Source organism: Corynebacterium sp. CMW7794, from assembly GCF_001563605.1.
GTDB classification, from domain to species: Bacteria; Actinomycetota; Actinomycetes; order Mycobacteriales; family Mycobacteriaceae; genus Corynebacterium; species Corynebacterium phoceense.
This window is the reverse complement of record NZ_KQ961737.1, coordinates 60,625-85,412: the sequence shown is the minus strand read 5'-3', so window position 1 is coordinate 85,412 and position 24,788 is coordinate 60,625. Positions and strand designations below refer to the sequence as shown.

The following is a 24,788-nucleotide window of genomic DNA, read 5'->3' as shown; positions in this document are numbered from 1 at the left end:
CTTAGACCGCAGCACGCCGCGAAAGGTTCCGGATAAGGCTCGACTCCCCGCAGCGGAAGAGGGAGTGCTGCGGGGAGTCGAAGAATGTGGGGTTTAAGCCGTCTGGCCCTTCTTACGGGCGGCGGCACGCTTCGCGGCAACCTTGGCCACGATGGCGTTGACGCGGGCGCGTTCCTCGAGGAACGGCGGCGGGTTGTGGCCACGCATGGCGCGGGCATAGGCAGGCTGGGCGTGGACCACGGTGTGGAGCCAGCCCTCGACCGCGGTGGCGACGGACTCGCCGGAGCGGCGGTAGAGCTGCGGGAGCGAGACCATGTCGAGGTTGCGGGCGACGGCATCGGTTTGCTCAAGGACGTACTCGACCATGTCGCGCAGGTAGTCCGTGACGAGGAACGTGCGGCCTTGGAGGGCGTGGGCCATCTCGGAGATGACCTGGGGTCCTTCGAGCGGAAACTTGAGCGTGAGAGTGCGGGCCGTGACGTCGCGTGGGGCTTCGATGTCGAAGTCGCCAGTGACGGCCGCAGAGATGGTGCCGGCGCGTACGCCCGAGACGAGCGCGTGGCGCAGGCCGATGAGTTCGCCTACGACGCGGCCGGAGTCGCGGCGGGCGTCACCCACGATGTCGTGGAGCTCGGCCAGACAGTCGAGGGTGAGTTCGTCGTCCCAGTCTTCGATGGCCTCGATGAGGTGCTCGATGTATTCGACAACCTCGTCGCCGATGTTGTAGAGCTCCTGGGTGAGCTCGCGGTGACGCAGCTCAGCGGCGATTTTGTGCACCCGCGCACTCCTTTCAAGACCTCTAGTAAAGGTTGAGGGTTTTGCTCAACGGGTGAAACTCTATCGGGTGCCGCGCGGATTAACTGTGCGACACTCCGATGGATTTCACAGGAAATCTAACGCTGGTAAATGTGGTCGATGGCATCCGCGTAGCGTTGCGCCACGACGTTGCGCTTGACCTTCATCGTCGGGGTGAGCTCGTTTTCCTCTTCCGTGAGGTCGGTTTCGAGGATGAAGAACTTCTTAATGCCCTCGGCATGGGAGACCGTGGAATTGACCTGGTTGATGGCGTCTTGAATCTCGGCGCGGAGGGTGGCATCGGTAGCAAGCTCCTTCATGGAACGGCCCTCCGGGATGTTGTGAGCCAGGCGCCAGCGAGCCAGGGCGTCGTCGTCGAGGGTGACAAGCAGGCCGATGAATGGCTTGCCGTCGCCCACCACCATCGCCTGGGAGATGAGCGGGTGGGAGCGCAGCTGGTCCTCCATGGGGCCCGGCGAGACGTTCTTGCCGCCGGCGGTGACGATGAGGTCCTTCTTGCGCCCGGTGATGACGACCTTGCCTTCGTCGTTGATTTCGCCGAGGTCACCCGTGTTGTACCAGCCGTCCTGGATGGACTCGGCGGTGGCCTCCGGGTTGTTCCAGTAGCCGTCAAAGACGATGTCACCCTTGATGAGGATTTCACCTTCGTCGTTGATCTTGATGGACACGCCCTCGAGCGGCGGGCCGACGGTGCCGATGGTCTGGTCCACGAAGTCGACGGCGGCGGCCGCGGCGACCTCGGTGAGACCATAGCCTTCATAGACCGGCACGCCCAGGCCTCGGTACCAGTGGAGGAGGTCCGGGCTCATGGCGGAGCCACCGGTAATCGCGTACTTGACGTCGCCGCCCATGGCCGCGCGGACCTTGGAGTAGACGAGCTTGTCAAAGATGGCGTGGCGGGCCTTGAGCAGGCGGGACGGGCCCTCCGGCTGGTCGAGCGCCTTGGAATATTCGATGGCAGTGGCCTCAGCGCGGGCGAAGATGGCCGCCTGCGCCGGGTTCGCAGAGGCCTTCGCAGCCGCGGCGTTGCGGACCTTCTCGAAGACGCGCGGGACGCCGAGAATGAGGTTCGGGCGCGAGCGGGCGAACTCAATCGTGATGGTCGAGAAGTCAGACCAGTGGTTCTGCGAGGCGCCGCCGATGGCCACGGCGAGCGAGACCGCACGGGCGAGCACGTGGGCAAGCGGCAGGAACGTGAGCACGTGAGAACCCGGGACGGCGATGGCGCCGATGGGGTTGGTGAGCAGGCCACGGGCCTCCGCCAACCAGTTGCGGTGGGTGATGATGCAGCCTTTGGGGCGGCCGGTGGTACCGGAAGTGTAGACGAGCGAGGCAAGATCCTCCGTCTTCGTCCCGTGAATGCGCTCCCAGACCTGGTCATCGGAGACCTCGCGGCCCTCGAACTTGAGGGTGGCGATGGCCGAGGAGTTGATTTCGAGCATGCGGCGCAGCTGCGAGGGCGAGCCCTTGATACCCGGCTGGCCGTCCTCGCCGAGGACGAGGTGGCGCATGAGCTCGGAGTGGTCACGGGTCTCGGTAATAGCGAGCACGGCGCCGGAGTCTTCGACAATCCACTGAATCTGGGACAACGAGGAGGACGGGTAAATCGGCACGCTTACGGCACCCGCGGCCCAGATGGCGAAGTCGAGCAGCGACCACTCGTAGCGGGTATTCGACAGCAGGACCACGCGGTCGCCGTGCTCAACACCCGACGCAATGAGGCCCTTGGCCACCTCGAAGACCTCGTCTACGAATTCTTTCGCGGTGACGTTAACCCACTCGTAGTTGGCCGGTCGGGTAAACATGACGCCGTGCGGGCGCGCCTTGGCGGTGTCCATCATGGCGGTGAGACACGTTTCGCCCGGCTCGATGGTAAACGGGGCGGGCGTGGTGGCTTCCTGCAGGGTCATGGGCGAAACTCCTTGTAGCGCGATAAATTTGCTATTCACCACTCTAGCAACGCTTCAAGATGGCACAATCGGGTTCGTGATTAATTATGAGCTGCTAAGCGAACTCGCCGGACGGTACGGCGTCGCCACCGGGTATACCTCCGCGGGCGGCCAGTACATCGTCACCCCAACCTCGTCTATTCTCTATACCCTCACCGCGCTCGGTGTGAACGTGAGCTCCGATCCTTCCGATGAGGAGCTCACGCGCCTGCTCTTCGAGGAGTACCAGACCCGTATGTCACGGCCGCTGCCTGCATGTGTGGTGACGACGTCGGGGCACGAGAAACGCTTCGACGTCCACGTCCACGCGGGCATGGAAGCCCGTGTCGAGATTCGACTGGAGGACGGCGGCACGCGCGAGGTCTACCAGGACGAGAACATGCAGCCGGACGCTGACGTCGCGGGCCAGATGTGGGGCGAGGCCACCTTCCACGTCCCGGGCGACCTGCCGCTGGGCTACCACGAAATTGAACTCGTTTCCGAGGGAATCGCTGCCACATGCCCGCTCATCGTGACCCCCACCCGCCTGTCCACCGTGGACCAGTACCTCGAGCACCCGACCGGCGGCGTCATGGCACAGCTCTACTCGGTGCGCTCCGCCGAGTCCTGGGGCATGGGCGATTTCCACGATCTGGGCGAGCTCGCCCAGACCCTCGCCCACGACGCTGGGGCGGACTTCCTGCTTATCAACCCGCTCCACGCCGCCGAGCCCTTCCCACCGGTCGAGGACTCCCCGTACCTGCCCACCTCGCGCCGCTACGTCAACCCCATCTACCTGCGCGTCGAGGACGTCCCGGAGCTGAACAACCTCTCCCCCGACGAGCTTTCCGATGTCGCCGAGCTCGCCGAGGAATTCCGCGCCCGCAACCAGTCGGCTGGGGAAATCGTGCGCAACGACATCTTCGAGGCAAAGCTCCAGGCCCTCCATGCGATGTTTGGGCACCCGCTCAGCGACGAGCGCGCGGTGGCCTTCGGCGAGTACCAGGCCCGCGAGGGCCAGGCGCTGCGCGACTTCGCCGTGTGGTGCGCGGAGCAGCACCTGGCGCGCGACACGGGCCGCCGCCACGCGATGACGGAAGGCCTCACCGAGCTCACGGATTTCTATGCGTGGCTGCAGTTCCTCTGCGACGAGCAGCTCGCCGCGGCGCAACAGAAGGCGATCGATGCGGGCATGGGCATCGGCCTCGTCACCGACCTCGCGGTGGGCATTCACCCGGGCGGCGCAGAGGCGGTGAGCTTGGCGGATTACCTGGCGCCGGCGGCATCGGTAGGCGCCCCGCCGGACGAGTACAACCAGATGGGCCAGGACTGGTCCCAGCCGCCATGGCACCCTGTCCGTTTGGCGGAGGCGGGCTACAAGCCGTGGCGCGACATGATGGCCACGGTGCTGCGCAACGCCGGCGGCGTGCGCGTCGACCATGTGCTAGGCCTGTTCCGTCTGTACTGGATTCCGCGCATGCAGGCGCCGACGATGGGCGCGTATGTCGCCTATGACTGGGAGGCGATGCTCGGCGTGCTCACGCTCGAGGCCGAGCGCGCTGGCGCGGTGCTCATTGGCGAGGACTTGGGCACGCTCGAGCCGTGGGTCTTGGATGCGCTCGCGTCGCGCGGTGTCATGGGCACGTCCATCGTGTGGTTCGAGCACGCCTCGGACAATGTGAGCGCGCTGGCACAGCAGGACTACCGCGCGCTGGCGCTCGGTTCGGTGGGCACGCACGATCTGCCGCCCACGCTCGCGTACTTGGCTGGCGAGCACATCACGCTGCGCGCCCGCCTGGGCCTGCTCACGCGTCCGGCGGACGAGGAGCTCGCTGGCGAGCGCGAGTGGATGGACCGCGTCCTTGCCGTCGCCGCGCCGGGTGCCGAGACCGAGCGCGAACAGCTCGTGGCGCTGCACAAGTTTATGGCGGGCACGCCGTCGGCGCTCACGTGCACGAACCTCGTGGACATGGTGGGTGACCGCCGCGCGCAGAATATGCCGGGCACGACGCACGACACCTACCCCAACTGGTGCATGCCGCTTACGGATCCGGACGGCAAGCCGGTAATTATCGAGGACCTCGCGGGCCTCGAGCTCTTCCAGCAGGTCGCGGAGGCGTCTAGAAGATAAAGCCGAGCACGGCGGCGATGAAGATCAAAGCGAACATCGCCAGCAGGGTGGGCGCGACGCGGGACTTGGGCAGCGCCCGCTTGCGCTTGACCGGGCGGCGCTCCGGGTCCCACAGGCCCTCGCGCGGATCATTGTTATTCGGCGTCGACATGGTGCTTTATTCTAGCCACCCGGTCAATGCAGAACATGAGCACCCACGCCACAGCGACGAAGGCGGGCACCACCGCCACCGTGAGGATGAGCATCTGCACCGCGATGGGCGCCTCCACCATCCACTGGGAGAAGGCGTCCAGGACCTCGCGCAACCATTCCATGGGGAGCAATTGTAGTCTTTAAGGCATGCACGAGTTGAGCATTGAGGCCCCCAGCGGCACGTTCCGCGGCACCGCGGAAGGCGGAGTCCGCTACTTCCACTCCATCCCCTACTCGCATATCCCGAGTCGCTTCGCGGACGCGGAAAAGCTGGGTGACCAGGGCATCGTCGACGCGCGCGAGCCGCAGCCGGACGCAGTGGCGCTCACCATCACCACACCGGAGGACGCCTGCGACGCCCCCGTCATCGTCTATATCCACGGCGGACGCTTCGAGTCGGGCACCCACGAAGATCCGCGGGCCGAGGGCAGCGCGAATGCACGGGCTGGCATCGTCGAGGTGCAGCTCGGCTACCGCGTGGGCCTGGCGGGACTCGCGAAATTCCCCGAGGACGAGTACTTCCGCTACCGCGCCATCGACGACGCGCAGCTGGGCCTCGAGTGGATCCAGCGCAATATCGAGGCCTTCGGCGGTGACCCCACGAATGTCACGCTCGTCGGTCAATCCGCGGGCGCGACCATCGGTCTGTGGCTCGCGCGCCGGGACCACTACCGCGGCGCGTTCCGTCGTCTCGTCGCGCTCTCGCCGTGCTACCCACGCGAGCCCTTCGAGGCACGCAAGGCCACCCTGCGGCAGATCCTCAAGGTGCCCATTACGCGCGCGGGCCTGGACAAACTCACCGACGAACAACTCGCGGCCGGCTACGCGAAGTTTCGCAAGAAGTTCGGCTTCGACATGGCGCTCGGCCCCTACCCGCTCGACCCGACGCAGCTCGCGGATATTCCCATCGTGCTCGGTTCCACGCGCGAAGAGTTCGCCAACCTCGGCGAGCGTTTCGACCGCGCGCCGTTTCCCAAGGCGATTGGCTGGTATATTGCGCCCAAGTTCGGCATGCGGCGCGAGCGCTTCAGCACGTGGGCAGACCTCGCGGGCACGAAGGGCATTGTGGGTCGGCTCATCGGCGACGGCTGCATCCGCCGCTGGGTCGAACTCGTGGGCCACAACGTGAACACGTGGATGGTCGAATTCGTTCGTGACGGCAACGCCTTGCACTGCCAAGAGCTGCGCCCGCTCTTCGGCGTCACCGAGTCCCCACTCACCGGCTGGCTCCAGCGCCTCGCACGCACCGGCGAGCCGGGCTTCGAGCCGTACCACCCCGAGCACGCCGTGTGGCGCTTCAACCTCGACACCGGCGAGGCGACCACCACGTACGGTGCGCTCGACTACGTGGGACAGGCGTTCCAGGAGGACTAAAACCAAGAAGGCCATGTCACGGTGGCCATAACCGCAGGTCGCCTAAACGAGACGAAAATGAGCGACCAGGGAATATGGCCAACGGGATATGGCCTTTGAGGTCGTAGGGGAATTAGAGGAGCGCGAGCTCCTCCACCATCCACGGACTGAACGCGAAGGGGGTCGCGGCGACAGCGCGGCGCACGTCATCGAGGGGAACCCACGCGTAGGAGTCGATTTCCTCCGGGTTCGGGTCGATGGTGCCCGCGAGCCAAGCGGTGTAGACGGGACAAATCTCGTTTTCTACGACGCCTGAGGAATCAACGGCGCGGTAGCGGAAATCGGGTAGGGCAAGGGCGACATCGGAAAGCTGGGCGCCGAGCTCGAAGGCGGCGCGGCGGTGGACAGCGTCGACGGTGGCCTCGCCGGGGCCGGGGTGGCCGCAGAAGGTGTTGGTCCACACGCCGGGCCACGTCTTCTTCGTGAGCGCGCGGCGGGTGAGGAGCACGTCGTCGCCGCGGAAGACCCAGCAGGAAAACGCGAGGTGCAAGGGGGTGTCGCTGGTGTGGACGGTTGCCTTGGGGGCGGTGCCGGTGGGGTTTCCTGCGTCGTCGCAGAGGACTACGAGTTCCGTCATAGGTTGAGGTTTCCAGTCCACGTCACGTTGCCCATCGTGAGGCGGGCGTTCCACAGGGTGCCGGGGGCGGCGTCGAAGCGGTACTGAAGGTTCGTCGCGGAATGCGCGCCCAGCGGCATGTCGAGGCCCGGCGCGAGGACGTCCGCGTTGGCCTCTGGGTCATACGGGAGGAGCTCGACACGGGTCCAGCCGCCGTTGCCGTCGGCGACCTCGAGGACTGGCTCGGTCACGGCGTCGACAGGCAGGGGCTGGTCGTTGAGGTTCTTGAGCAGCACGGTGAGCACGCTCCCCTGGACGGAGTCGGAGTAGACGCCCTGGAGCTGCCAATCGACGTTCATGCCGTCATCGTGGACGGGGGCGCCGAGGTCCGAGTTGACCTCTTTGTTCTTCACGTCCTGCGGCTGGTAGGCGGGGGTCTCCGAGGTGGTCACGGAAATGTCGTCGCCTGGGTTGAGTCCGGTCTCGCCTGGTTCGAGGATGCTGCACGAGGCGAGGAGGCACGCGGCGGACACAAGAAATGCCACGGTGAGCTTACGCAATGGAGGAACCTTCCGGAATATCGATGAGTGTGCTTCTACCTTAACCGACGCACCGGCCATCTTAGGTAACGGCAAGGTGCAACCGCGCGCGTGCGGTGGCATAGTAGCCGGTTGATGAAACCTCTCGTTCGTATCGTGCGCGGCGCCGCTGCGCTGTGGCCGTATTATCTTGCAATTTTCCTCACCGCCGTGGCCGGCGCGGTGCTGACGCTTATTTCCCCGTTCATTATCCGCGAGGCGACCAACACGATTGTCGACGCCGTGAGCGGCTCGTCCACGGGCGCGCTGCGCACCGTGCTCTGGCTTGCGGTTGCTTTGTTTGCTGCCGATGCCGCTAGAGGCATCGTCGCCAATATCGGCGGCTACTTCGGCGATGTCATGGTCGCGCGGCTGCGTCAGGTGCTCTCCACGCGCTACTTCGCAAAGTTGCTCGCACTGCCGCAGGGTTATTACGACAACCAGGTGACAGGCACGATCATCGCACGGCTCGACCGCTCGATCATGAACATCACGCAGTTCCTGCAGTCGTTTAGCAATAACTTCTTCTCGATGATCCTGCAGATCGTCGCGGTGCTCGTCATCACGGCGTTCTACTACTGGCCGCTCACCATCCTGCTGCTCATCTTGTTCCCGCTGTATTTCTGGCTCACGGCGCTTACCTCCAAGCGCTGGCAGAAGTTCGAGAAGGTCAAGAACGAGCACATCGACGTGGCCAACGGGCGTTTCTCCGAGGTCATCGGCCAGGTGAAGGTGACCAAGTCCTTCGTGGCGGAGACGCGCGAGCTCGCTTCCTTTGCGCACCACTACCGCGGGATCGTGGATACGACGAAGCCGCAGTCGAACTGGTGGCATTCCATGGACACCGCGCGTCAGCTCGCGATGGCGGCGGCGTTCTTTGGCATTCACTGTGTCATCTTCTGGCGCACGCTCTCCGGTGACTTCACTCTGGGTGACATGGTCATGCTCATGCAGCTGGTGACCATGTCCAAGCAGCCGGTGACCATGCTTTCCTGGATCGTCGACACCGGCCAGCGCGCCATCGCGGGCTCGGCAGACTACTACAAAGTCATGGAGGAGGACCTCGAGCCCACGGCGAATGCGTCGCTCGTCAAGGCGATCGAGGCTTCGGACGAACCGACCTTGGACCTGGATACGGCAGAACCGCTGGACGTCACCCCCGGCGCGCCCGTCTTCGACTTCCAGCACGTCGGCTTCGAATACGAAGAAGGCAAGCCCGTCGTCACGGACATCACGTTCACCGCGCCGGAAGGCCACAAGGTAGCGCTCGTGGGCGAGTCCGGCGGCGGCAAGTCGACGCTCGTCAACCTGCTCCTGGGCCTCTACCGCCCCAACTCCGGTAGCATGCACATCCTCGGCCACGACGTCCGTGACCTCACCGCGGCGGAAATCCGCGCCTCCGTGGGCGTCGTCTTCCAGGATCCCTTTCTCTTCTCCGGCACGATTCGCGAGAACATCGCGTACGGCAAGCCGGGCGCGACCGAGGAGGAAATCCTCGACGTGGCCAGGCGCGCCAACGCCCACGACTTCATCATGGCGTTCCCGGAAGGCTACGACACGATCATCGGCGAGCGCGGCCTCAAGCTCTCCGGCGGCCAGAAGCAGCGCGTCTCCGTGGCCCGCGCGATGCTCAAGGACGCGCCCATCCTGGTCCTCGACGAGGCGACCTCGGCGCTCGACACGAAGTCCGAGCGCGTCGTGCAGGCGGGCCTCGACGAGCTCATGAAGGACCGCACGACGCTCATTATCGCCCACCGCTTGTCCACCATCGCGGACGTCGATACCATCATCACGCTGGACCACGGGCGGGTCGCGGAGATTGGTACGCCTGCGGAGCTGGCGGCATCGGGAGGCATTTATGCTGAGCTGCTCGCGCTCACGCAGTCCTCGGCGAAGGAGGACCGCGAGCGGCTCAAGCGCTATGGATTTATTGAGCCAGGATCTGAGGACGATGAGTAGTCTGGGTGCATGCAGTTTCCCAGCCTTGAAGAACTGAAAGCCCGCGGCACCCGCAAGTGGACCGTCTACGGAGACGACGTCCTGCCCCTGTGGATCGCGGAGTCCGATTTCCCCACCGCCCCTCCGGTCATGGAGGCGATCGAGCGCGCGGTAAAGAACGAGTCCTTCGGCTACACGCCGGGCACGTCGACGTTGCCGGAGGAACTCGCCGGCTTCTACAACCGTCGCTTCGGGTGGGAGCCGAACCCGGACTACATCTTCACCATCGGCGACGTCGTGCGCGGCATGCTGCTCGGCGTCCAGTACTTCACCACGCCCGGCTCCCCCGTCGTCGTGCCGGTGCCCAGCTACCCGCCGCTGCTCGAGCTGCCGGAGACCGCCGGCCGCGAGAAGATCGAGACCTCGCTGGACCTGGATGAGATCGAGGCTGCGTTCGCGAAGGGCGCCGGCTCCATCGTGCTGTCCACGCCATTCAACCCGCTCGGCATCGCGTTTGAAAAAGACTGGCTCACACGACTGGTGAACATCGCCGATAAATACGGCGCCCGCATCCTCGCGGACGAAATCCACGCGGGCATTGTCTACGAAGGCACGCACATCCCGCTCGCCTCGCTCTCGGACCGCGTCATCACCGTGACGGCGACCTCCAAGGCGTTTAACGTGGCGGGTCTCAAGTGCGCGCAGATGATCTTCGCCAACGCAGACGACGTGAAGACGTGGCGTTCTCTCACCAGCGTGGCCAAGGACGGCACGGGCACGCTCGGTGTGCTCGCTGCCGAGGCCGCCTACCGTGACGGCGACCCGTACCTGGACGAGCAGCTCGCCATCCTTAAGCAGAACCGCGACTTCGCCGCTGACGCCTTCGCCAAGGCCGGTATCGAGTCCACGCGCCCCGCGGCGACGTACCTCATGTGGCTCACGCTCCCCCAGCTCGGCGAGAAGCCTGCGGCATGGCTGCGCGCGCACGCGAAGGTCGCTGTCAACGAAGGCGTGACCTTCGCGGCCCCGGGGCACGCCCGCCTCAACTTTGCGACCTCCCCGGAGATCCTCCGTGAGGCGGTCGAAAGGATCACGACCGCACTGTAGTCTCACATGATGGGATTGTGTTTCCATACTGAGGATCGCTACTCTGTTGAGTAGTCGATAAGTATTCAAGCCGCGAAAGGATCCCCAATTCCATGGCTTCACCTGTCTCCTCAGGATCTCCCCAAACACCGAGCGCGATGACCGTCGTGGTCGCCTCCCTCATGCTCTTTTCCATGTTCTTCGGTGCGGGCAACCTCATCTTCCCGCCCATGGTGGGGGTTAGCTCCGGCACCAACTTCTGGCCCGCCATCCTGGGCTTCCTCACCGCGGGCGTGCTCCTGCCAGTCCTCGCCGTCGTCGCCGTCGCGATCACCGGTCGCTCCGTGCGCGATATCGCCAACCACGGCGGCTGGCTCTTCGGCATCGTCTTCTCCGCCATGGCGTACCTGGCCATCGGCGCGTTCTATGCCCTGCCGCGTACCGGCGCTGTGTCCATGGAACTGGCGATTACTCCCATGACGGGCTGGGAAGGCACCGCCGCCAACGGCATCTTCAACGCCATCTTCTTCCTCATCGCACTCGCGCTGTCATGGAAGGCCAACTCCATCATGGACACTCTGGGCCGCTTCCTCACCCCGGCGCTGGTGACGCTGCTCGTCGTGCTGATCGCGCTGGCCGCCTTCGCCAATCCGCGCAACCCTGGCACGCCCACTGAGGACTATGCCTCCGGCGCCTTCGCCACCGGCCTGTTCGAGGGCTACAACACGATGGACGCCATCGCGGGCCTCGCGTTCTCCATCGTCATCGTCTCCGCGCTGCGCGGCAAGGGTTTCAAAGCCGGTGCCCCGGTCATCAAGGCGACGGTCGTCTCCGCCGCCATCGCGGGCGTCCTGCTCGCCGCCATCTACCTGGGCCTGGGCTACATCGCGCAGACCATGCCCAACGGCCAGTCCTATGAGTCCGGTTCACAGTTGCTTGCCGATGCCGCCAACTCCACAATGGGCACCGCCGGCCAGGTCGTCTTCTCCGCCATCGTCCTGCTCGCCTGCATGACCACTGCCGTGGGACTTATCACCTCGACCTCGGAGTTCTTCTCCGCCCTCGTGCCGAAGACGACGTACCACCTGTGGGCCATCATCTTCACCGCACTGTCCATCCTCTTCGCGTTCCAGGGCCTGGAGACGGTGCTCTCCATCGCCGTGCCGTTCATCGTCTTCCTCTACCCGCCGGCGATCACGCTCATCGCACTCACCATGGTCCAGCCGCTGGTGAAGAAGCAGGTCATCTTCTACTGGGGCTACCGTCTCGCATTGTGGATGTCCGTCCTGTGGTCCGCACTGAGCCAGCTGGGCATCTTCCCTGACATGCTCGCGCTGTCACCGGGCCAGGACGCTCAGCTGGGCTGGATCGTGCCGACCGTCCTCGCCTTCATCGTGGGCCTGCTCCTCGACTTCGCCACCCGCCGCGGCCGCGCCAAAGACGCCGCCGTGTTGCAGGGTGAGCCCGTGACGGTACCGGAATAAACGTGACGCGGATAGGGTTTTCTAGTAAGTACGCTGTTTACTTTCAAGGAGAATCCATGACCCGCGCCGCACTCTCAGTCCTCGACTTCTGCACCGTCTACGAAGGGGAAACCTACGGCCAGGCCATGGCCCGCTCCGTGGAGCTTGCCCAGCACGCAGAGAAGTTCGGATTTAAGCGCATGTGGTACACGGAGCACCACAACATGCCCACCATCACCTCTTCCAGCCCCGCCGTGCTGATTGCACACATCGCCGCCAACACCCAGTCCATCCGCCTGGGTTCTGGCGGCGTTATGCTGCCCAACCACTCCCCCTACGTCGTCGCCGAGCAGTTTGGCACACTCGCCGAGCTGCACCCCAACCGCATCGACTTAGGCCTGGGCCGCGCACCGGGCACTGACATGCAGACCTTGGGCCGCGCACTGCGCCGCGACTCGCACTCCGCCGAGCGCTTCCCTGAGGACATCAAGGAATTAAACGGCTACCTCACCGGTAAGTCGATCATCCCGGGTGTGCGCGCCATCCCTGGCGAGAACACCAGTATCCCGATCTACATCCTGGGGTCGTCCATGTACGGCGCCTCGCTCGCCGCGAAGCTGGGCCTGCCCTACGCTTTCGCCTCCCACTTCGCACCCCAGCACCTCCAGACCGCGACGAAGTATTACAAGGACAACTACGAGCCGTCCGAGCAGTACCCGGAGCCGTACCTCATCGCCGCCGTCAACGTGCTTGCCGCGGACTCGGACGAGGCCGCCCAGGAAGAATGGGAGAAGGTCTGCTTCAACCGTGTCAAGGCCTTCGCGGGCCGCGGGAAGTACCTCACTGACCAACAGGTCGAGCAGATCGTGGCGTCCTACCAGGGCCAGCAGATCCTCGAGATGCTCAAGTACTCCGCCGTGGGCACCAAGGACGAGGTGCGCGACTACCTCGAGCAGTTCCAGCAGTCCGTGGGCGCCGACGAACTCATGATTTCGCTCCAGTCCACGACGCATGACAGCGTGCTCCACAACATGGAGCTCCTCGCGGAGGCCTGGGACCTCACGTAGTGCTCTACCGCACCTGGGTGAATAATATGCGCAAAAATATGCAAACTGACTTCATTCATTGATGCGTCACGATGTAATATCTAAGCGACCTTTCACTGTTCCACGTGGGTCATTTCTATTCTATTCAGGGGAGAGACCACCATGCCTGGTCGGCGCGAACCGCAGCAGTACCAAAAGATCGCAAGCTTCCTGCGCGGTGAAATTTCTTCTGGTCGCCTCGGTGTAGGCGATGTCCTTCCCAGCGAGGCGGAATTGTGCGAGCAGTTCCAGACCTCGCGCGGCCCCGTGCGTCAGGCGATGGCCGAGCTGCGTTCCGAGGGAACCATCTCCTCGGGCCGCGGCCGCCGTTCCGTCGTGCTGGGCAACTTCAGCTCCGAGTCTTTCGAGGCCTCCTACTCCGCGGCGCAGCGCTACAAGGAAGCTGGATTCACGCTCGAGCAGAAGATTCACTGGCTCGCCCGCCGCCCGGCGCCCCGCGAGGTGGCCGAGGCCCTTGGTGTCAAAGAGGGCGACCCCATCGTCTATATCCACCGCACTCGTCAACGCGCGGGGCAGACGCGCCTCATCCAGGAGGAATACTTCCCGCTCGAGGTGGGACGCCACATCCTCGACTTCGATGAATCAGAGCCGTCACTGCATGCCGTCCTCGCCCGCGCTGGCGTCGAGGTCGACAATCTTTCGCGTCAGCTGCGCGCCCGCCCCGCGACTCCGGAGGAGGCGGAAACGCTCGGCATTGAGGAGGGCTTCCCGGTCTTCGAGGTGACCAATCGCCTCCACAATCACAACGGCGACCCCATCGAGTACGGCGTTTACGTCTTCCCCGCTGACCGTATGCAGATGCAGATGAACGCCATCCGCGGCGCCGGATCCCCCCTGCGCTTCACTCTCCAATCACCCACCGAGTAACTTAATCGGGTATGAAACTACCCTCTCTCGGGGCGGTGGCGCTCGCGTTCACACTCGCGGGCTGTTCCGCCGGGCACACCGCCGTCGTCGAGGCGACCGATACTCCCTCCGTGGTCCTCGCCACCACGGCCGCGGCGACCTCGCTCGACTTCACGACGACCGGCGGCGCCGCCATTCCGGCCGCGCTCATGGGCAACGTCTACGAGACCCTCGTGACCATCGCGGACGACGGCTCCATCCAGCCGGGCCTCGCCGAGTCCTGGGATATCGACGGTACGGAGTACACCTTCCACCTGCGCGAAGCCACCTTCAGTAACGGCGACGCTTTTTCTGCAGAGACCGCCGCGTGGGCGATTAATCATACGCATGAGTGGACGAACGCCCTGGGCAAGCAGCTCGCCGCCGCGCACGCGCGCGCCGTGGACGAGCACACGTTAAAGATCAGCCTGGACGCGCCCTCGGAGTCTTTCTTGTGGAAGCTCGGCACGACCGTCGGCGCCATGCTCCATCCGTCCGGCGAGACCATCGGCACCGGACCGTATACGGTGCGCGCCTTCTCCCCTGGCGAGTACGTCGACCTCGCCGTCAACCGCGACTATTGGGGCGAGTCCGCGCACGAGGACGTCCAGATCCGCTACTTCCCGGATATCGTCTCGTCCGTCAACGCTTTGCAATCCGGCAGCGTCGACATCGTGTGGGCCGTCCAGAATCCGGAGCTCCTCGCCAACTTGCCGGAGGACTACGAGGTCCAGGTGGGTGCCACGAACGGCGAGGTGCTCGTCTCCATGAACAACCAGACCGCGCCCTTCGACGACGTGACCGTGCGCCGGGCCGTCGCCTACGGTGTCGACCGCGAGCTCGCCAACCGCATCCTCTTCGACGGCATGGCGACCGACACCGGCGGCGCCCCCGTAGCCCCCGCGGACCCATGGTTTACCGGGAAAAACTACTACCCGTACGACCCGGAGAAGGCCAAGGAACTCATGGCCTCCGCTGGCGCGGAGGGTACCCCATTGACCATCACGGTGCCCACGCTGCCCTACGCGCAGACGCTAGGCGAGCTGCTCTACTCGCAGCTCACGGATATCGGTTTCGATGTCACGCTTGAGTCCGCGGAGTTCCCTGCACTGTGGCTCGGCCAAGTCATGGGTGCCAAGGACTACCAGATGTCCATCGTCGCGCACGTCGAGCCGCGCGATATCACCACGCTCTTCGGCAGCCCGGACTACTACCTGGGCTACGACAACGCGCACACCCGCGAGCTCTTCGCCGAGGCCGACGCCAAGGACCCGGAGCTCATGCACGACGCCGTCGACCAGATCATGGACGACGCCGGCGCGCTCACCGTCGCGAATATGCCCAATATCGTGCTCTCCCACGGCGTCACGGGCGTCGACGCCAACCAGGTCACGGACGGCATTCGTTTGAAGGAGATCACCCAGTGAAAATCCTCGCTCGCTACCTCGGCACGCTCTTCGCCGCCTCCGTCATCATCTTCGCTCTCATGCGCGCTGTCCCCGGCAACCCGGCACGTGTCGTCCTCGGCGTCAACGCGGACGACGAGTCTGTCGCCGCGCTAACACATGAGCTCGGCCTGGACCGCCCGCTGCTCACGCAGTACTGGGAATGGCTTTCCGGACTGTTCACCGGCGCCTTCGGCACGTCCTTGAGCTCCGGCCAGGACATCACGCCGCTCGTCCTCGACCGCGCTCAGGTCTCGCTCATCCTCGTCCTCGCCGCAATGGCGCTCGCCCTCCTCGGCGCCATCCCCGCCGGCATCTTCCTGGCTCGACGCGACTCGACGGCCGTGTCGGCGCTCACGCAGCTGGGCATCGCCGTGCCGAGCTTCCTCGTCGGTATCCTCCTCGTTGCCGTCTTCGCCGTAAAACTCGGCTGGTTGCCCGCCAACGGCTGGGTCGTGCCGGTCTCGCCGCGCTATCTCGTCTTGCCCGTCATCTCCCTGGCGCTCGTCCAAGGCGCGATGCTCACCCGTTACGTGCGCAGCGCCGTGCGGGAGCAGCTCCACCGGGACTATATGCGCACGGCGCGCTCGCTGGGGGCATCGGAAAGCCAGGCATTGCTGCGGCACGGGCTGCGCAACGCCGCGCTGCCGGTGCTGACCGTCGCGGGGCTGCAGCTCACCACGCTGGTCATCGGCGCGGTAGTCATCGAATCCGTCTTCGTCATCCCAGGGCTGGGCTCCATGCTCCTTGACGCGGTCGCGGTGCGCGACCTCACGACGGTACAGACGCTCGTCATGCTGCTCGTGGCGTTTACGCTCACGGTCAACCTGTTCACGGACGTAGTGTACCGCGTCATCGACCCCCGGATTGGAGCGCGCGCATGAGTCGCACAGGGTGGATTGGCGCGATCCTCGTCGCGCTCACGGTGCTCACGACCGTGGTCGCGTTTTTCTGGACGCCGTGTGACCCGTTCCAAGTCTCGAACCAGCTTGCGGCCTCGCCGTCGGCGGAGCATCTTCTCGGCACCGACCGCTTTGGCCGCGACGAGCTCTCGCGCCTTATGTCCGGCGCGCAGATTACGCTGTCTGTTGCCATCGTCGCGGTGCTCATCGCGGCAGTCATCGGCGTGCCGCTGGGCATCGCGGCGGGCATGGGCTTCCCGCTCATCATGAGGGGCGCGGACCTGCTCCTCGCGTTCCCGGCGCTGCTGCTCGCGATTATCGCGGGCGCGGTGTGGGGGCCGTCGACGCTCACGGCGATGATTGCCATCGGCATCGCAGGCATTCCGTCGTTTATCCGCGTCGCCCGGGCAGGCACGCTGCAGGTCATGCACCAGGACTTCATCGCGGCCGCGCGGATTTCGGGCGTATCCAAGCCGGTCATCGCGGTGCGCCACGTGCTTCCCAATATCGTGAGCCTCATCGTCGTGCAGGCCTCCGTCTACTGCGCGCTCGCCATCCTCGCCGAGGCTGGCCTGAGCTACCTGGGCCTGGGCACCGCTCCCCCGGCCGCCTCCTGGGGCCGCATGCTCCACGACGCACAGACCATGCTCGGCACGCAGCCGCTGCTCGCACTCTGGCCGGGCCTGGCCATCGCGCTCACCGTCTTGGGCTTTAACCTGCTGGGCGATGGCCTGCGCGACCTACTGGATCCGGAGGATCAATGAACGTTCTGGAAGTACGCAACCTCACGATTCCGGGGATCCTCCACGGCCTCACTTTCGAGGTCGGCCGCGGCGAAAGAGTGGGCCTCATCGGCGAGTCTGGTTCGGGCAAGTCGCAGACGGCTCTGTCCATCATGGGGCTCGTTGCGCATTCCGGTGATGTGGAGCTCGATGGAAAAGCCGCCATGGTCTTTCAGGAGCCGCTCTCCGCGTTGGACCCGTTGATGAAGATTTCGCGCCAGCTGCACTATGCCGGCGCGACGCCGGAGTCCCTCAAGGACGTGGACCTCGACCCTGCTGTGGCGAAGCGGTATCCGCATGAGCTCTCCGGCGGACAGCGCCAGCGCGTGCTCATCGCCATGGCGCTCGCGCAGAATCCGGATCTGCTCATCTGTGACGAGCCCACGACGGCGCTCGACGCGACGACGCAGGCAGGCGTGCTCGCTTTGATCGAGCGGCTCGCGGATGAACGTGGCTTCGCGCTACTTTTCATCTCGCACGACCTGCGGGTCATCGACCGCATGACGACGCGCCGGCTGTTGCTCAAGGCGGGCCACTTTGAGTCACTCGAGTCCGAGTATGGCCGCAGCCTCGTGCCGCAGCCGATTACCCCATCGCCGGCTAGGACCGGCGAGCCCATTATCGAGGTCCACGCCGCCGCGCCCTATGGGCTCGAGCACGTCGATCTCACGGTGGCGCGCGGCGAGCGGCTCGCCGTTGTGGGCGGCTCCGGCTCCGGTAAGACAACCTTGTTGAAGATGCTCACGGGGCTGCTCAAGCCAGCGTCAGGCACGATCGAGGTCCACGGGAAAATCCAGATGGTCTTCCAGGACCCGCGGGGCTCGCTCAACCCGCGGCTGCGGGTCGGCCGGTCGATCAAGGAGGCCGGTCCGGACGTGGCGCAGGCTCTCGTGGACGTCGGCCTCCAACCTTCAGACGCGAAGAAGTACCCGCACGAGTTCTCCGGCGGCCAGCGCCAGCGCATCTCCATCGCGCGCGCCCTCGTCGGCCGCCCGGATATCCTGCTCGCGGACGAGGCGGTCTCCGCTCTCGACGTCACGGTACGCCGGCAGATCCTCGAGCTCCTCGACCGGCTCGTCGACGAATACGGGCTCACGCTCGTCTTCGTCACACACGATCTGGGCGTCGTCAAAGAGATCTGTTCGTCGGTCGCCGTTGTCCACGAGGGCCGGATTGTCGAGCACGGCCCTGTCGACGAGATCTGGGAGCACCCCCAGCACCCGTATACGCAGCGTTTGCTCGCGGCGGCTAAGCTACCCTGACGTGGAAGCGCTACCCCAAAGACCCAGTCCCCTCCAGTTACTCACCGCCTACAACTCGAAGGTTCGCCGCTGGCCCGGCGCGCTGCGCGCAGCACTCGCCATCCTCATCCCCGGCTCCATTGCGCTGCTCCTGGGCTATGACCATGCGGTCCTGCTCATCTCCGCCGGCGCGTTCGCGGTCATCTACGGCGAGGGCCATCCCTACCGCACGCGCCTGCGGGTGATGGCGACTGCGGCGCTGTTGCTCTTGGGGGCATCGGTAGGCGGCGTGCTCGTCGACGGCCTTCTCGCTGGCGGTCTCTATGCGGTAGCTCTCGGCGTCCTGGGCACCTTCGTACAAAACGCCTTGCGCCTGCCGCCGCCGGGCTGTTTCTTCATCGTCATGGTCGGCGGCGGCTCGACCATGATCACTGGAGTGCCTGCCTGGGAAGTCGGCCTCTGGTGCGCGGTCGGTTCGCTCACCGGCATCATCCTTGGCATGCTGCCCGCAGCCCTCGACGCGCATGGGCCGGAGAAGCGCCGCGTCCTCGGCGTCGAACAGGCCGCGCGCGCCTTCGTAGAAGAGCCCACGCTTGCCCACCATCACCAGGCGCAGACCGCGTTGGTCTCCGCGTGGCAAGCGCTTTCCGATGCCGCCATTATCCGCGGCGGCCGCATCCTCCAGCCCGCACAGCGCGACCTCGTGGACCGCACGCTTGCCGCCCAACGCGCCGTCGCCGCCCAACACGTGGATTCGGCGCTGCTCTCGGATGAACCCGCGGATATCGATCCTTCCCGCACCGTCATTCCGCACACGAACCCGACCGCGCGCTACCGTCTCTACCGTTCGGCGACGCGCAATTCGCACCCGTCCTTGGCGGCGCAGCGCGTCCTCGGGGGCGGTCTGCTCACCGTGCTCATTGGGCTCGCACTTGGGCTCAACCGCCCGGACTGGGGAGCGGTCTCCGTGCTCCTCGTCCTCCAATGGGGTCCCGACCGCGTGCCCGGCACCATTCGCGGCGTGCAGCGCATGCTCGGTTCGTGCCTGGGCGTGTGTCTCTTCGCGGCGTTCCACTATTTCGGCGTCTCCGGGTGGACGCTGTTGCTCGCGCTCGCGGCCTGCCAGTACGCGGCGGAAACCTTCGTCGTGCGCAATTACGCGATCTGCGTCATATTCTCCACGCCGCTGGCGCTTCTCATGGGCAACTCGAATTTCGCGGCGATTGAGGCGCGTCTCGCCGAGATTGCCTTGTCCGTCTCGCTCGCGCTCGCCGTGCTGTGGCTGTGGCGTCCCCGTGCGGCGGCCCAGGATCAACAGCGTCTTCAGGCACGCTGCGTCCAGGCGATGTCCACGCTGCTCGGCTCGTTGCTCACCACCACCCCGGACGCAGCGCTCACCACCCGCCGCGATCTCCAGTATGAGCTGCTCTCCGAGCGCCGTGCCATTCTTTCGCTCGCCGCCAATGGACACGGTGAGCTTTTCTGGGAGCGCCACCAGCGGCTGCGCCGCGCGGGCTATCACCTGCTCGACTTCTGCTCACTTCACCCGGACCGCCGGCCCACCGAGCCGGAGCTGCGCGAACTCGTTAGCGCAGTAGAAAAGTCTGGATAACCTCGTAGCCGCGGCCCTCACCCAGGTGCGACTCGACAGGCGCGACCTCGTCGGGCGGAAAGAGCGCGCTACAACACCTTATGAGGAGTAAATGTCGAGCAGGACGGCAGGGTTGAGGACATGCTCCTCGACGCGCTCAAAGACGTCGAGTTCCACTAGGGCCTCATCAAAATCAGGTACATGCATGCGTATCACCTACCGGTCTAGATTAGCCACATAGTAGCAATTTTCGCGCCGCACAGGGATAATTGGCGACACTGTCTACTTTAAGGATTTCCCGTGACAACCGCGGATCCCTACCACTCTTCACTCAACCCCGCGGATAAGGAGACCGCGGTCGGCTTGTATCCCCACGACATGCACCCGGGCCTCGTCCCGGGCATTTCCGTCGATGACCAGCGCAACCGCTTCGGGCTCGACAAGCCGCTCTTCTTCACCACGGCCGCCTTCATCATCGCCTTCATTATCTGGGGCGTCATCTGGCCTGACTCCGTGGCCAATGTCTCCTCAGCCGCGTTCTCGTGGGCGATTACGAACGCTGGCTGGCTGCTCAACATCACGATGATCCTCGCGATCTTCGTCATGGCCTACGTCGGCTTCTCGCGCTTGGGCCGCATCAAGCTCGGCACAGATGACGAAGAACCCGAGTTCGGCCGCTTTAGCTGGATCGCCATGATGTTCGGCGCTGGCATCGGCGTCGGTATCTTCTTCTACGGCCCGTCTGAGCCGCTGGCGCACTACCTCACCCCGCCGCCGCACACCGTGGACGGCAATTCGGTCGAGGCCCTCCACCAGGCCATGGCGCAAGCCAACTACCACTGGGGCATCTCCCCATGGGCGGCCTATGCCCTCGTGGGCGGCGCCATCGCGTACTCGTCTTACCGCCGCGGCCGCGTCCCGCTCGTGTCCTCCATCTTCAAGCCGCTCTTCGGTTCCCGCGACACGGACGGCCCGCTGGGCAAGCTTATCGATGCCCTCGCGCTCATCGCGACCCTCTTCGGCACCGCCGCAACGCTGGGTGTCTCCGCCATCCAAATTGGCGAGGGCGTAACCATCATCTCCGGCCACCCGGTGGCGAACGCGGGCCTGCTCGTGATCATCGGCATCCTCGGCTGCGCGTTTATCCTGTCCGCGGTCTCCGGCGTCTCGCGCGGCGTGCGCTACCTGTCGAATATCAACATCACGCTCACGCTCGGCTTCGTCATCTTCGTCTTTATCGTGGGCCCCACGCTGCTGCTGCTCAACCTCATCCCGTCGGGCATTATCACCTACCTCGACCAGCTTTTGCCCATGATGGCCAAGGGCCTGTCCTGGGGTGATGAGACCATCGAGTTCCAGTCCTATTGGACGGCGTTCTACTGGGCATGGTGGATTGCGTGGACCCCGTTCGTGGGCATGTTCGTCGCCCACATCTCCCGCGGCCGCACCCTGCGCGAATTCACCCTCATCACGGTCTTCGCGCCCACGGCCATCCTCATTCTCGCATTCACCGTCTTTGGCGGCACCGCGATTAGCTTCAACCAGAAGGGTCTCGAGGGCTTCGATGGCTCCGCATCCAACGAACAGGTGCTCTTCGCCATGTTCCAGGATCTGCCGCTGGGTACCATCACGCCGTTCCTGCTGCTCTTCGTCCTCGCGGTCTTCTTCGTGACCTCGGCGGACTCCGCCTCCGTCATCATGGGCACCATGTCCTCCAAGGGCGACCCGACCCCAATAAGTTCGTCGTCGTCTTCTGGGGTCTGTCCATGATGGGCATCGCGGTCGTCATGCTGCTCACCGGCGGCGAGGAGGTCCTCTCCGGACTGCAGAACCTCACCATCCTCGCGGCCCTGCCGTTTAGCGTTGTCCTGCTCGTCATGATGGTCGCGTTCATCAAGGACCTGCACTCCGACCCGATGTTTATCCGCCGCGCCTACGCGCGCACCGCCGTCGAGAACGCCATCGTCCGCGGCATCGAAGAACACGGAGACGACTTCGAGATTTCCGTCGAGCATGCGGAAGAGGGCCGCGGCGCTGGCTCCGACTTCGATTCCTCCGCGGACCGCTACACCGAGTGGTACCAGCGCACGGACGAAGACGGCGAGAACGTCGACTACGATTTCGAGACAGGAGAATGGGCCGATGGCTACAAGAATTCCTAGTGAGGTCGTTCTTGACGGCTACTCGCTTGCCGAGCAGCACCAGATCGACCATATCTTCCTCACCGAGGGCGGGCCGTTCTCGCTGCTCGCCGTCGTCGGCCTCGTGCTCATCGCAATCGCAGGCTGGCGCTTCCGCTGGCTGCTCATCCCCGGCGTCCTCCTAGCACTCCACCGCCTGTGGTGGATTCCCGTTCTTGCCTACCGTCTCTTCGACGATCCCACGGCAGCCGGGTATGCAGCGCAGTACTACCCCCTCTACTGGCTTCCCCAAACCCTTGTGCTCATCGCGGCCGCGGTGGTCCTATACCTGGTGGGCAGCCTGGCGCGCCGCATGAATCGTCGGTGACGGGTGCGACTGCGCCGCATGCAGTCGCTCCACCGCCACCGCAGCCAGCGCCGCCGCCTGATCGCCGAGCACGCGATCATCAAAGCGCGCGAGCGGCGAGTGATTCCACTCGCGCTTTTGCTCCGGCAGGCTCGGGTCAACCGTGCCCAGCCACGCGAACGTGCCCGGTACCTGCTGAAGCACGACGCCAAAGTCCTCGCTGGCCATCATCGGCGTGCGCATGCGCACCACGCGTTCCTGCCCGAACTGGCGAGCCCACACGCCCGCGGCAAACGCGTCCTCGCGCGCATTCGTCTTCGTGGACGGGTAGAGCACCTCGAACTCGGTCTCCACAGAGCAGCGGTGCGCCGCTGCGACATTGGTGGTGACCTCGGTGATGACTTGGCGGACCCGTTCAATGGCGGCATCGTCAAGCACACGCACCGTGGCCGAGCAGCCCGCGCGCTCCGGGATGGCATTAATCGCGCCGTCGCCCGCCCAGAGGTTGGTCACGGTGATGACCACCGGATTGAGCGCGTCAAAGCGGCGCGTGACCGCGGACTGCAGCGCGAGCTGAATCTCCGCCAGCGCCAGCACGGGATCCACCGCGTCGTGCGGGCGCGAGCCGTGGCCACCCTTGCCCAGCACCGTAATGCGAAGGTTCGACGAGGATGCCATGAGCGGCCCCGGTGCGTGGTTGAACGTGCCAAAGTCCTGCGGGCCGACGTGCAAACCATACGCCGCAATCGGACGGCGCCCCGCCGCGTCAAGCACGCCTTCCTCAATCATCGGCTTCGCGCCGCCCGGGCCTTCCTCGCCCGGTTGGAACATGAAAATAATGTCGCCCTCGAGCTCTTCCCGGTGCGCGCAGAGCATGCGCGCCGCGCCAATGAGCGCCGACGTGTGTAGGTCGTGGCCGCACGCATGCATGTAGCCATTCGTCGAAGCAAAGGGGCTGCCAGAGCGCTCCCCCACCTCGAGCGCGTCCATGTCTGCGCGCAGCAACACCGAGACCGGATGGTCGCCCCTCTTACCCCCGCGCAGCACCGCGACGACCGAGGACACGGCCAGGCCGGTCGACACCTCCAGCGGCAGACCTTCGAGCTCCTCGAGCACGCGACGTTGCGTACGCGGAAGCTGATTTCCAATCTCAGGGTTTTCGTGCAGGTCGCGCCGAATAACCTGCAGGTTACTCAATAATTCCTTAGCTTCGCTGCGCAGGACGTCGACGGCAGGCTCGCCCTGCAAGGTCGCGCCCGGCGCCGGAAGCGGCGGGAGCTGCTGGCCAATGTGGGGTGTAGTCATGCCCGCCTATTGTAAGGTAACGCGCATGCGAATTCTCCCTCTTGCTCTCGCCGCTACCCTTACCCTCGCCGCCCCGGCGGCCCACGCCCAGGACCTTTCCTCCGAGGCACACCAGCTCTCCAGCACCAACCACGGCTCCTCCCGCGTCACCGTCGAGGCCGTCACCACGCTCCTCGGCGCGCTGGGGCCCAACGCCAAGCTTCTCACCGATCTTTGGGCTGCTTCCGATGCCGCCTATCCCCACCCCATCACCTCCCTCCCCTCCGCATCCATCACCCGCCACAAGGTCGATGGTCGCCAAGAGCGCTGGGACATCGCCTCACCGGCCATGGGCCGCGTCATCGAGGCCGACGTCCTCGTGGGCACCGGCCCAGTCGTCTTCCTCTTCGAGGGCGTCGACTCGCCGGAGACCTCCGGTTGGATCAAACGCGGCATTGCGCAGAAGGTCTTCGCGGACTCCGATGCCACCGTCATCATTCCCAACCAAGGCCGTTCCTCCATGTGGCAGGACTGGCGCCGCGATGACCCCAAGCTCGGCCGCATGAAATGGGAGACGTTCTACACGAAGGAACTCGCCCCGCTTGTAGACCGCGAAATCCCCAATAACGGCAAGCGCGCCGCCATCGGCCTGTCCATGGGTGCCTCCGGCGCCGTCATGATGGCCAATAACAATCCGGGATTCTTCGACGCCGTCGCGGGCATCTCCGGCTGCTACTCGACACTCGACCCGACGGGCCGCGGCACCGTGGAGCTTACCGTCGGCAACGGCGGCGGCAGCACCGCCAACATGTGGGACGCGTCCGACTGGAAGCGCAACGACGTCACCTCGCACCCGGAAGGCCTGCGCGGCACGCGCATTTACCTCTCCGCGGCAACCGGCGAGGTCACCGAGGCCGACCAGCGCGGCTACGCTGGCAAGCCGCTCACGGATCAGATTGGCGGC

The 24,788-nt window shown here is 65.2% G+C and carries 21 protein-coding genes and 1 pseudogene; 15 read left to right on the top strand and 7 right to left on the bottom strand.

All coding sequences use genetic code 11. The features are described 5' to 3' along the window. Positions 1-93: 93 nt before the first annotated feature. A complete protein-coding gene (locus HMPREF3227_RS06665; RefSeq protein ID WP_066492427.1) occupies positions 94-777 on the bottom strand; it encodes a hypothetical protein in 684 nt (227 codons plus the stop codon). A gap of 116 nt (positions 778-893) precedes the next feature. Beyond that, complete coding sequence (locus HMPREF3227_RS06660; protein WP_066511491.1) at positions 894-2,726, bottom strand: AMP-dependent synthetase/ligase; 1,833 nt, start codon at positions 2,724-2,726, stop codon at positions 894-896. A 76-nt stretch (positions 2,727-2,802) separates the two neighbouring features. Here HMPREF3227_RS06660 and malQ point away from each other — a divergent pair, with 76 nt between their 5' ends. Next, complete coding sequence (malQ, locus tag HMPREF3227_RS06655) at positions 2,803-4,875, top strand: 4-alpha-glucanotransferase (protein WP_231732331.1); 2,073 nt, start codon at positions 2,803-2,805, stop codon at positions 4,873-4,875. Here the strand turns inward: malQ and HMPREF3227_RS13540 are convergent. Continuing rightward, positions 4,865-5,026: a hypothetical protein gene (locus HMPREF3227_RS13540; RefSeq protein ID WP_168162255.1), complete on the bottom strand. Its 162-nt coding sequence runs from the start codon at positions 5,024-5,026 to the stop codon at positions 4,865-4,867. The two genes, malQ and HMPREF3227_RS13540, sit on opposite strands and share 11 nt — an antisense overlap. Beyond that, positions 5,010-5,189 carry a hypothetical protein gene (locus tag HMPREF3227_RS06650; protein ID WP_066511478.1) on the bottom strand — a complete coding sequence of 60 codons (180 nt, stop codon included), beginning with the start codon at positions 5,187-5,189 and terminating at the stop codon, positions 5,010-5,012. The genes HMPREF3227_RS13540 and HMPREF3227_RS06650 overlap by 17 nt, the downstream gene beginning before the upstream one ends. Before the next feature lie 25 nt (positions 5,190-5,214). On the opposite strand from HMPREF3227_RS06650, the gene HMPREF3227_RS06645 reads away from it, so the two are divergent. Beyond that, on the top strand, positions 5,215-6,441 hold the full coding sequence (locus HMPREF3227_RS06645; protein WP_066511474.1) for a carboxylesterase family protein: 1,227 nt from the start codon (positions 5,215-5,217) through the stop codon (positions 6,439-6,441). 112 nt (positions 6,442-6,553) lie between these two features. Here the strand turns inward: HMPREF3227_RS06645 and idi are convergent, their stop codons facing one another. Both idi and HMPREF3227_RS06635 read right to left on the bottom strand, forming a co-directional pair. Next, positions 6,554-7,057: an isopentenyl-diphosphate Delta-isomerase gene (gene idi / locus HMPREF3227_RS06640; RefSeq protein WP_066511469.1), complete on the bottom strand. Its 504-nt coding sequence runs from the start codon at positions 7,055-7,057 to the stop codon at positions 6,554-6,556. Continuing rightward, positions 7,054-7,596 (bottom strand): hypothetical protein, encoded by a 543-nt coding sequence (locus HMPREF3227_RS06635; RefSeq protein WP_196131411.1) that lies wholly within the window; start codon positions 7,594-7,596, stop codon positions 7,054-7,056. Before HMPREF3227_RS06635 ends, idi begins: the two co-directional genes overlap by 4 nt. A 114-nt stretch (positions 7,597-7,710) precedes the next feature. Here HMPREF3227_RS06635 and HMPREF3227_RS06630 point away from each other — a divergent pair, with 114 nt between their 5' ends. The 12 genes and pseudogenes from HMPREF3227_RS06630 to HMPREF3227_RS06575 all read left to right on the top strand — a co-directional run bounded on the left by HMPREF3227_RS06630 (position 7,711) and on the right by HMPREF3227_RS06575 (position 22,561). Beyond that, positions 7,711-9,573 carry an ABC transporter ATP-binding protein gene (locus tag HMPREF3227_RS06630; protein ID WP_066492435.1) on the top strand — a complete coding sequence of 621 codons (1,863 nt, stop codon included), beginning with the start codon at positions 7,711-7,713 and terminating at the stop codon, positions 9,571-9,573. 9 nt (positions 9,574-9,582) lie between these two features. Further along, entirely contained in the window at positions 9,583-10,659 is a 1,077-nt protein-coding gene (locus HMPREF3227_RS06625; RefSeq protein ID WP_066511466.1) for a MalY/PatB family protein, read from the top strand. A 92-nt stretch (positions 10,660-10,751) separates the two neighbouring features. After that, entirely contained in the window at positions 10,752-12,122 is a 1,371-nt protein-coding gene (gene brnQ, locus HMPREF3227_RS06620) for a branched-chain amino acid transport system II carrier protein (protein WP_066492439.1), read from the top strand. A 56-nt stretch (positions 12,123-12,178) separates the two neighbouring features. Next, positions 12,179-13,168, top strand: a complete 990-nt coding sequence (locus HMPREF3227_RS06615) for an LLM class flavin-dependent oxidoreductase (protein WP_066492441.1) — start codon at positions 12,179-12,181, stop codon at positions 13,166-13,168. Between the two features lie 141 nt (positions 13,169-13,309). Then, positions 13,310-14,074: a GntR family transcriptional regulator gene (locus tag HMPREF3227_RS06610; RefSeq protein ID WP_066492442.1), complete on the top strand. Its 765-nt coding sequence runs from the start codon at positions 13,310-13,312 to the stop codon at positions 14,072-14,074. An 11-nt stretch (positions 14,075-14,085) separates the two neighbouring features. Beyond that, on the top strand, positions 14,086-15,519 hold the full coding sequence (locus HMPREF3227_RS06605; RefSeq protein WP_066492443.1) for an ABC transporter substrate-binding protein: 1,434 nt from the start codon (positions 14,086-14,088) through the stop codon (positions 15,517-15,519). Continuing rightward, entirely contained in the window at positions 15,516-16,421 is a 906-nt protein-coding gene (locus tag HMPREF3227_RS06600; protein WP_066511460.1) for an ABC transporter permease, read from the top strand. Before HMPREF3227_RS06605 ends, HMPREF3227_RS06600 begins: the two co-directional genes overlap by 4 nt. Beyond that, a complete protein-coding gene (locus HMPREF3227_RS06595) occupies positions 16,418-17,203 on the top strand; it encodes an ABC transporter permease (protein WP_066511454.1) in 786 nt (261 codons plus the stop codon). The genes HMPREF3227_RS06600 and HMPREF3227_RS06595 overlap by 4 nt, the downstream gene beginning before the upstream one ends. Continuing rightward, entirely contained in the window at positions 17,200-18,483 is a 1,284-nt protein-coding gene (locus HMPREF3227_RS06590; protein ID WP_066511450.1) for an ATP-binding cassette domain-containing protein, read from the top strand. The genes HMPREF3227_RS06595 and HMPREF3227_RS06590 overlap by 4 nt, the downstream gene beginning before the upstream one ends. A 1-nt stretch (position 18,484) precedes the next feature. Next, the gene (locus tag HMPREF3227_RS06585) at positions 18,485-20,074 is read left to right on the top strand and encodes an FUSC family protein (protein ID WP_066511441.1); all 1,590 of its coding nucleotides are present in this window, start codon (positions 18,485-18,487) and stop codon (positions 20,072-20,074) included. A gap of 357 nt (positions 20,075-20,431) precedes the next feature. Beyond that, positions 20,432-22,215, top strand: a pseudogene (locus HMPREF3227_RS06580) (BCCT family transporter). Then, positions 22,196-22,561: a hypothetical protein gene (locus HMPREF3227_RS06575; protein ID WP_066511438.1), complete on the top strand. Its 366-nt coding sequence runs from the start codon at positions 22,196-22,198 to the stop codon at positions 22,559-22,561. Before HMPREF3227_RS06580 ends, HMPREF3227_RS06575 begins: the two are co-directional and overlap by 20 nt. Here HMPREF3227_RS06575 and HMPREF3227_RS06570 read toward each other — a convergent pair. Continuing rightward, on the bottom strand, positions 22,517-23,845 hold the full coding sequence (locus tag HMPREF3227_RS06570) for a M20 metallopeptidase family protein (protein WP_066511435.1): 1,329 nt from the start codon (positions 23,843-23,845) through the stop codon (positions 22,517-22,519). The genes HMPREF3227_RS06575 and HMPREF3227_RS06570 overlap by 45 nt on opposite strands. A 25-nt stretch (positions 23,846-23,870) precedes the next feature. Here HMPREF3227_RS06570 and HMPREF3227_RS06565 point away from each other — a divergent pair. Further along, a partial coding sequence (locus tag HMPREF3227_RS06565) for an alpha/beta hydrolase (protein ID WP_066511430.1) occupies positions 23,871-24,788 on the top strand: 918 nt, incomplete at its 3' end.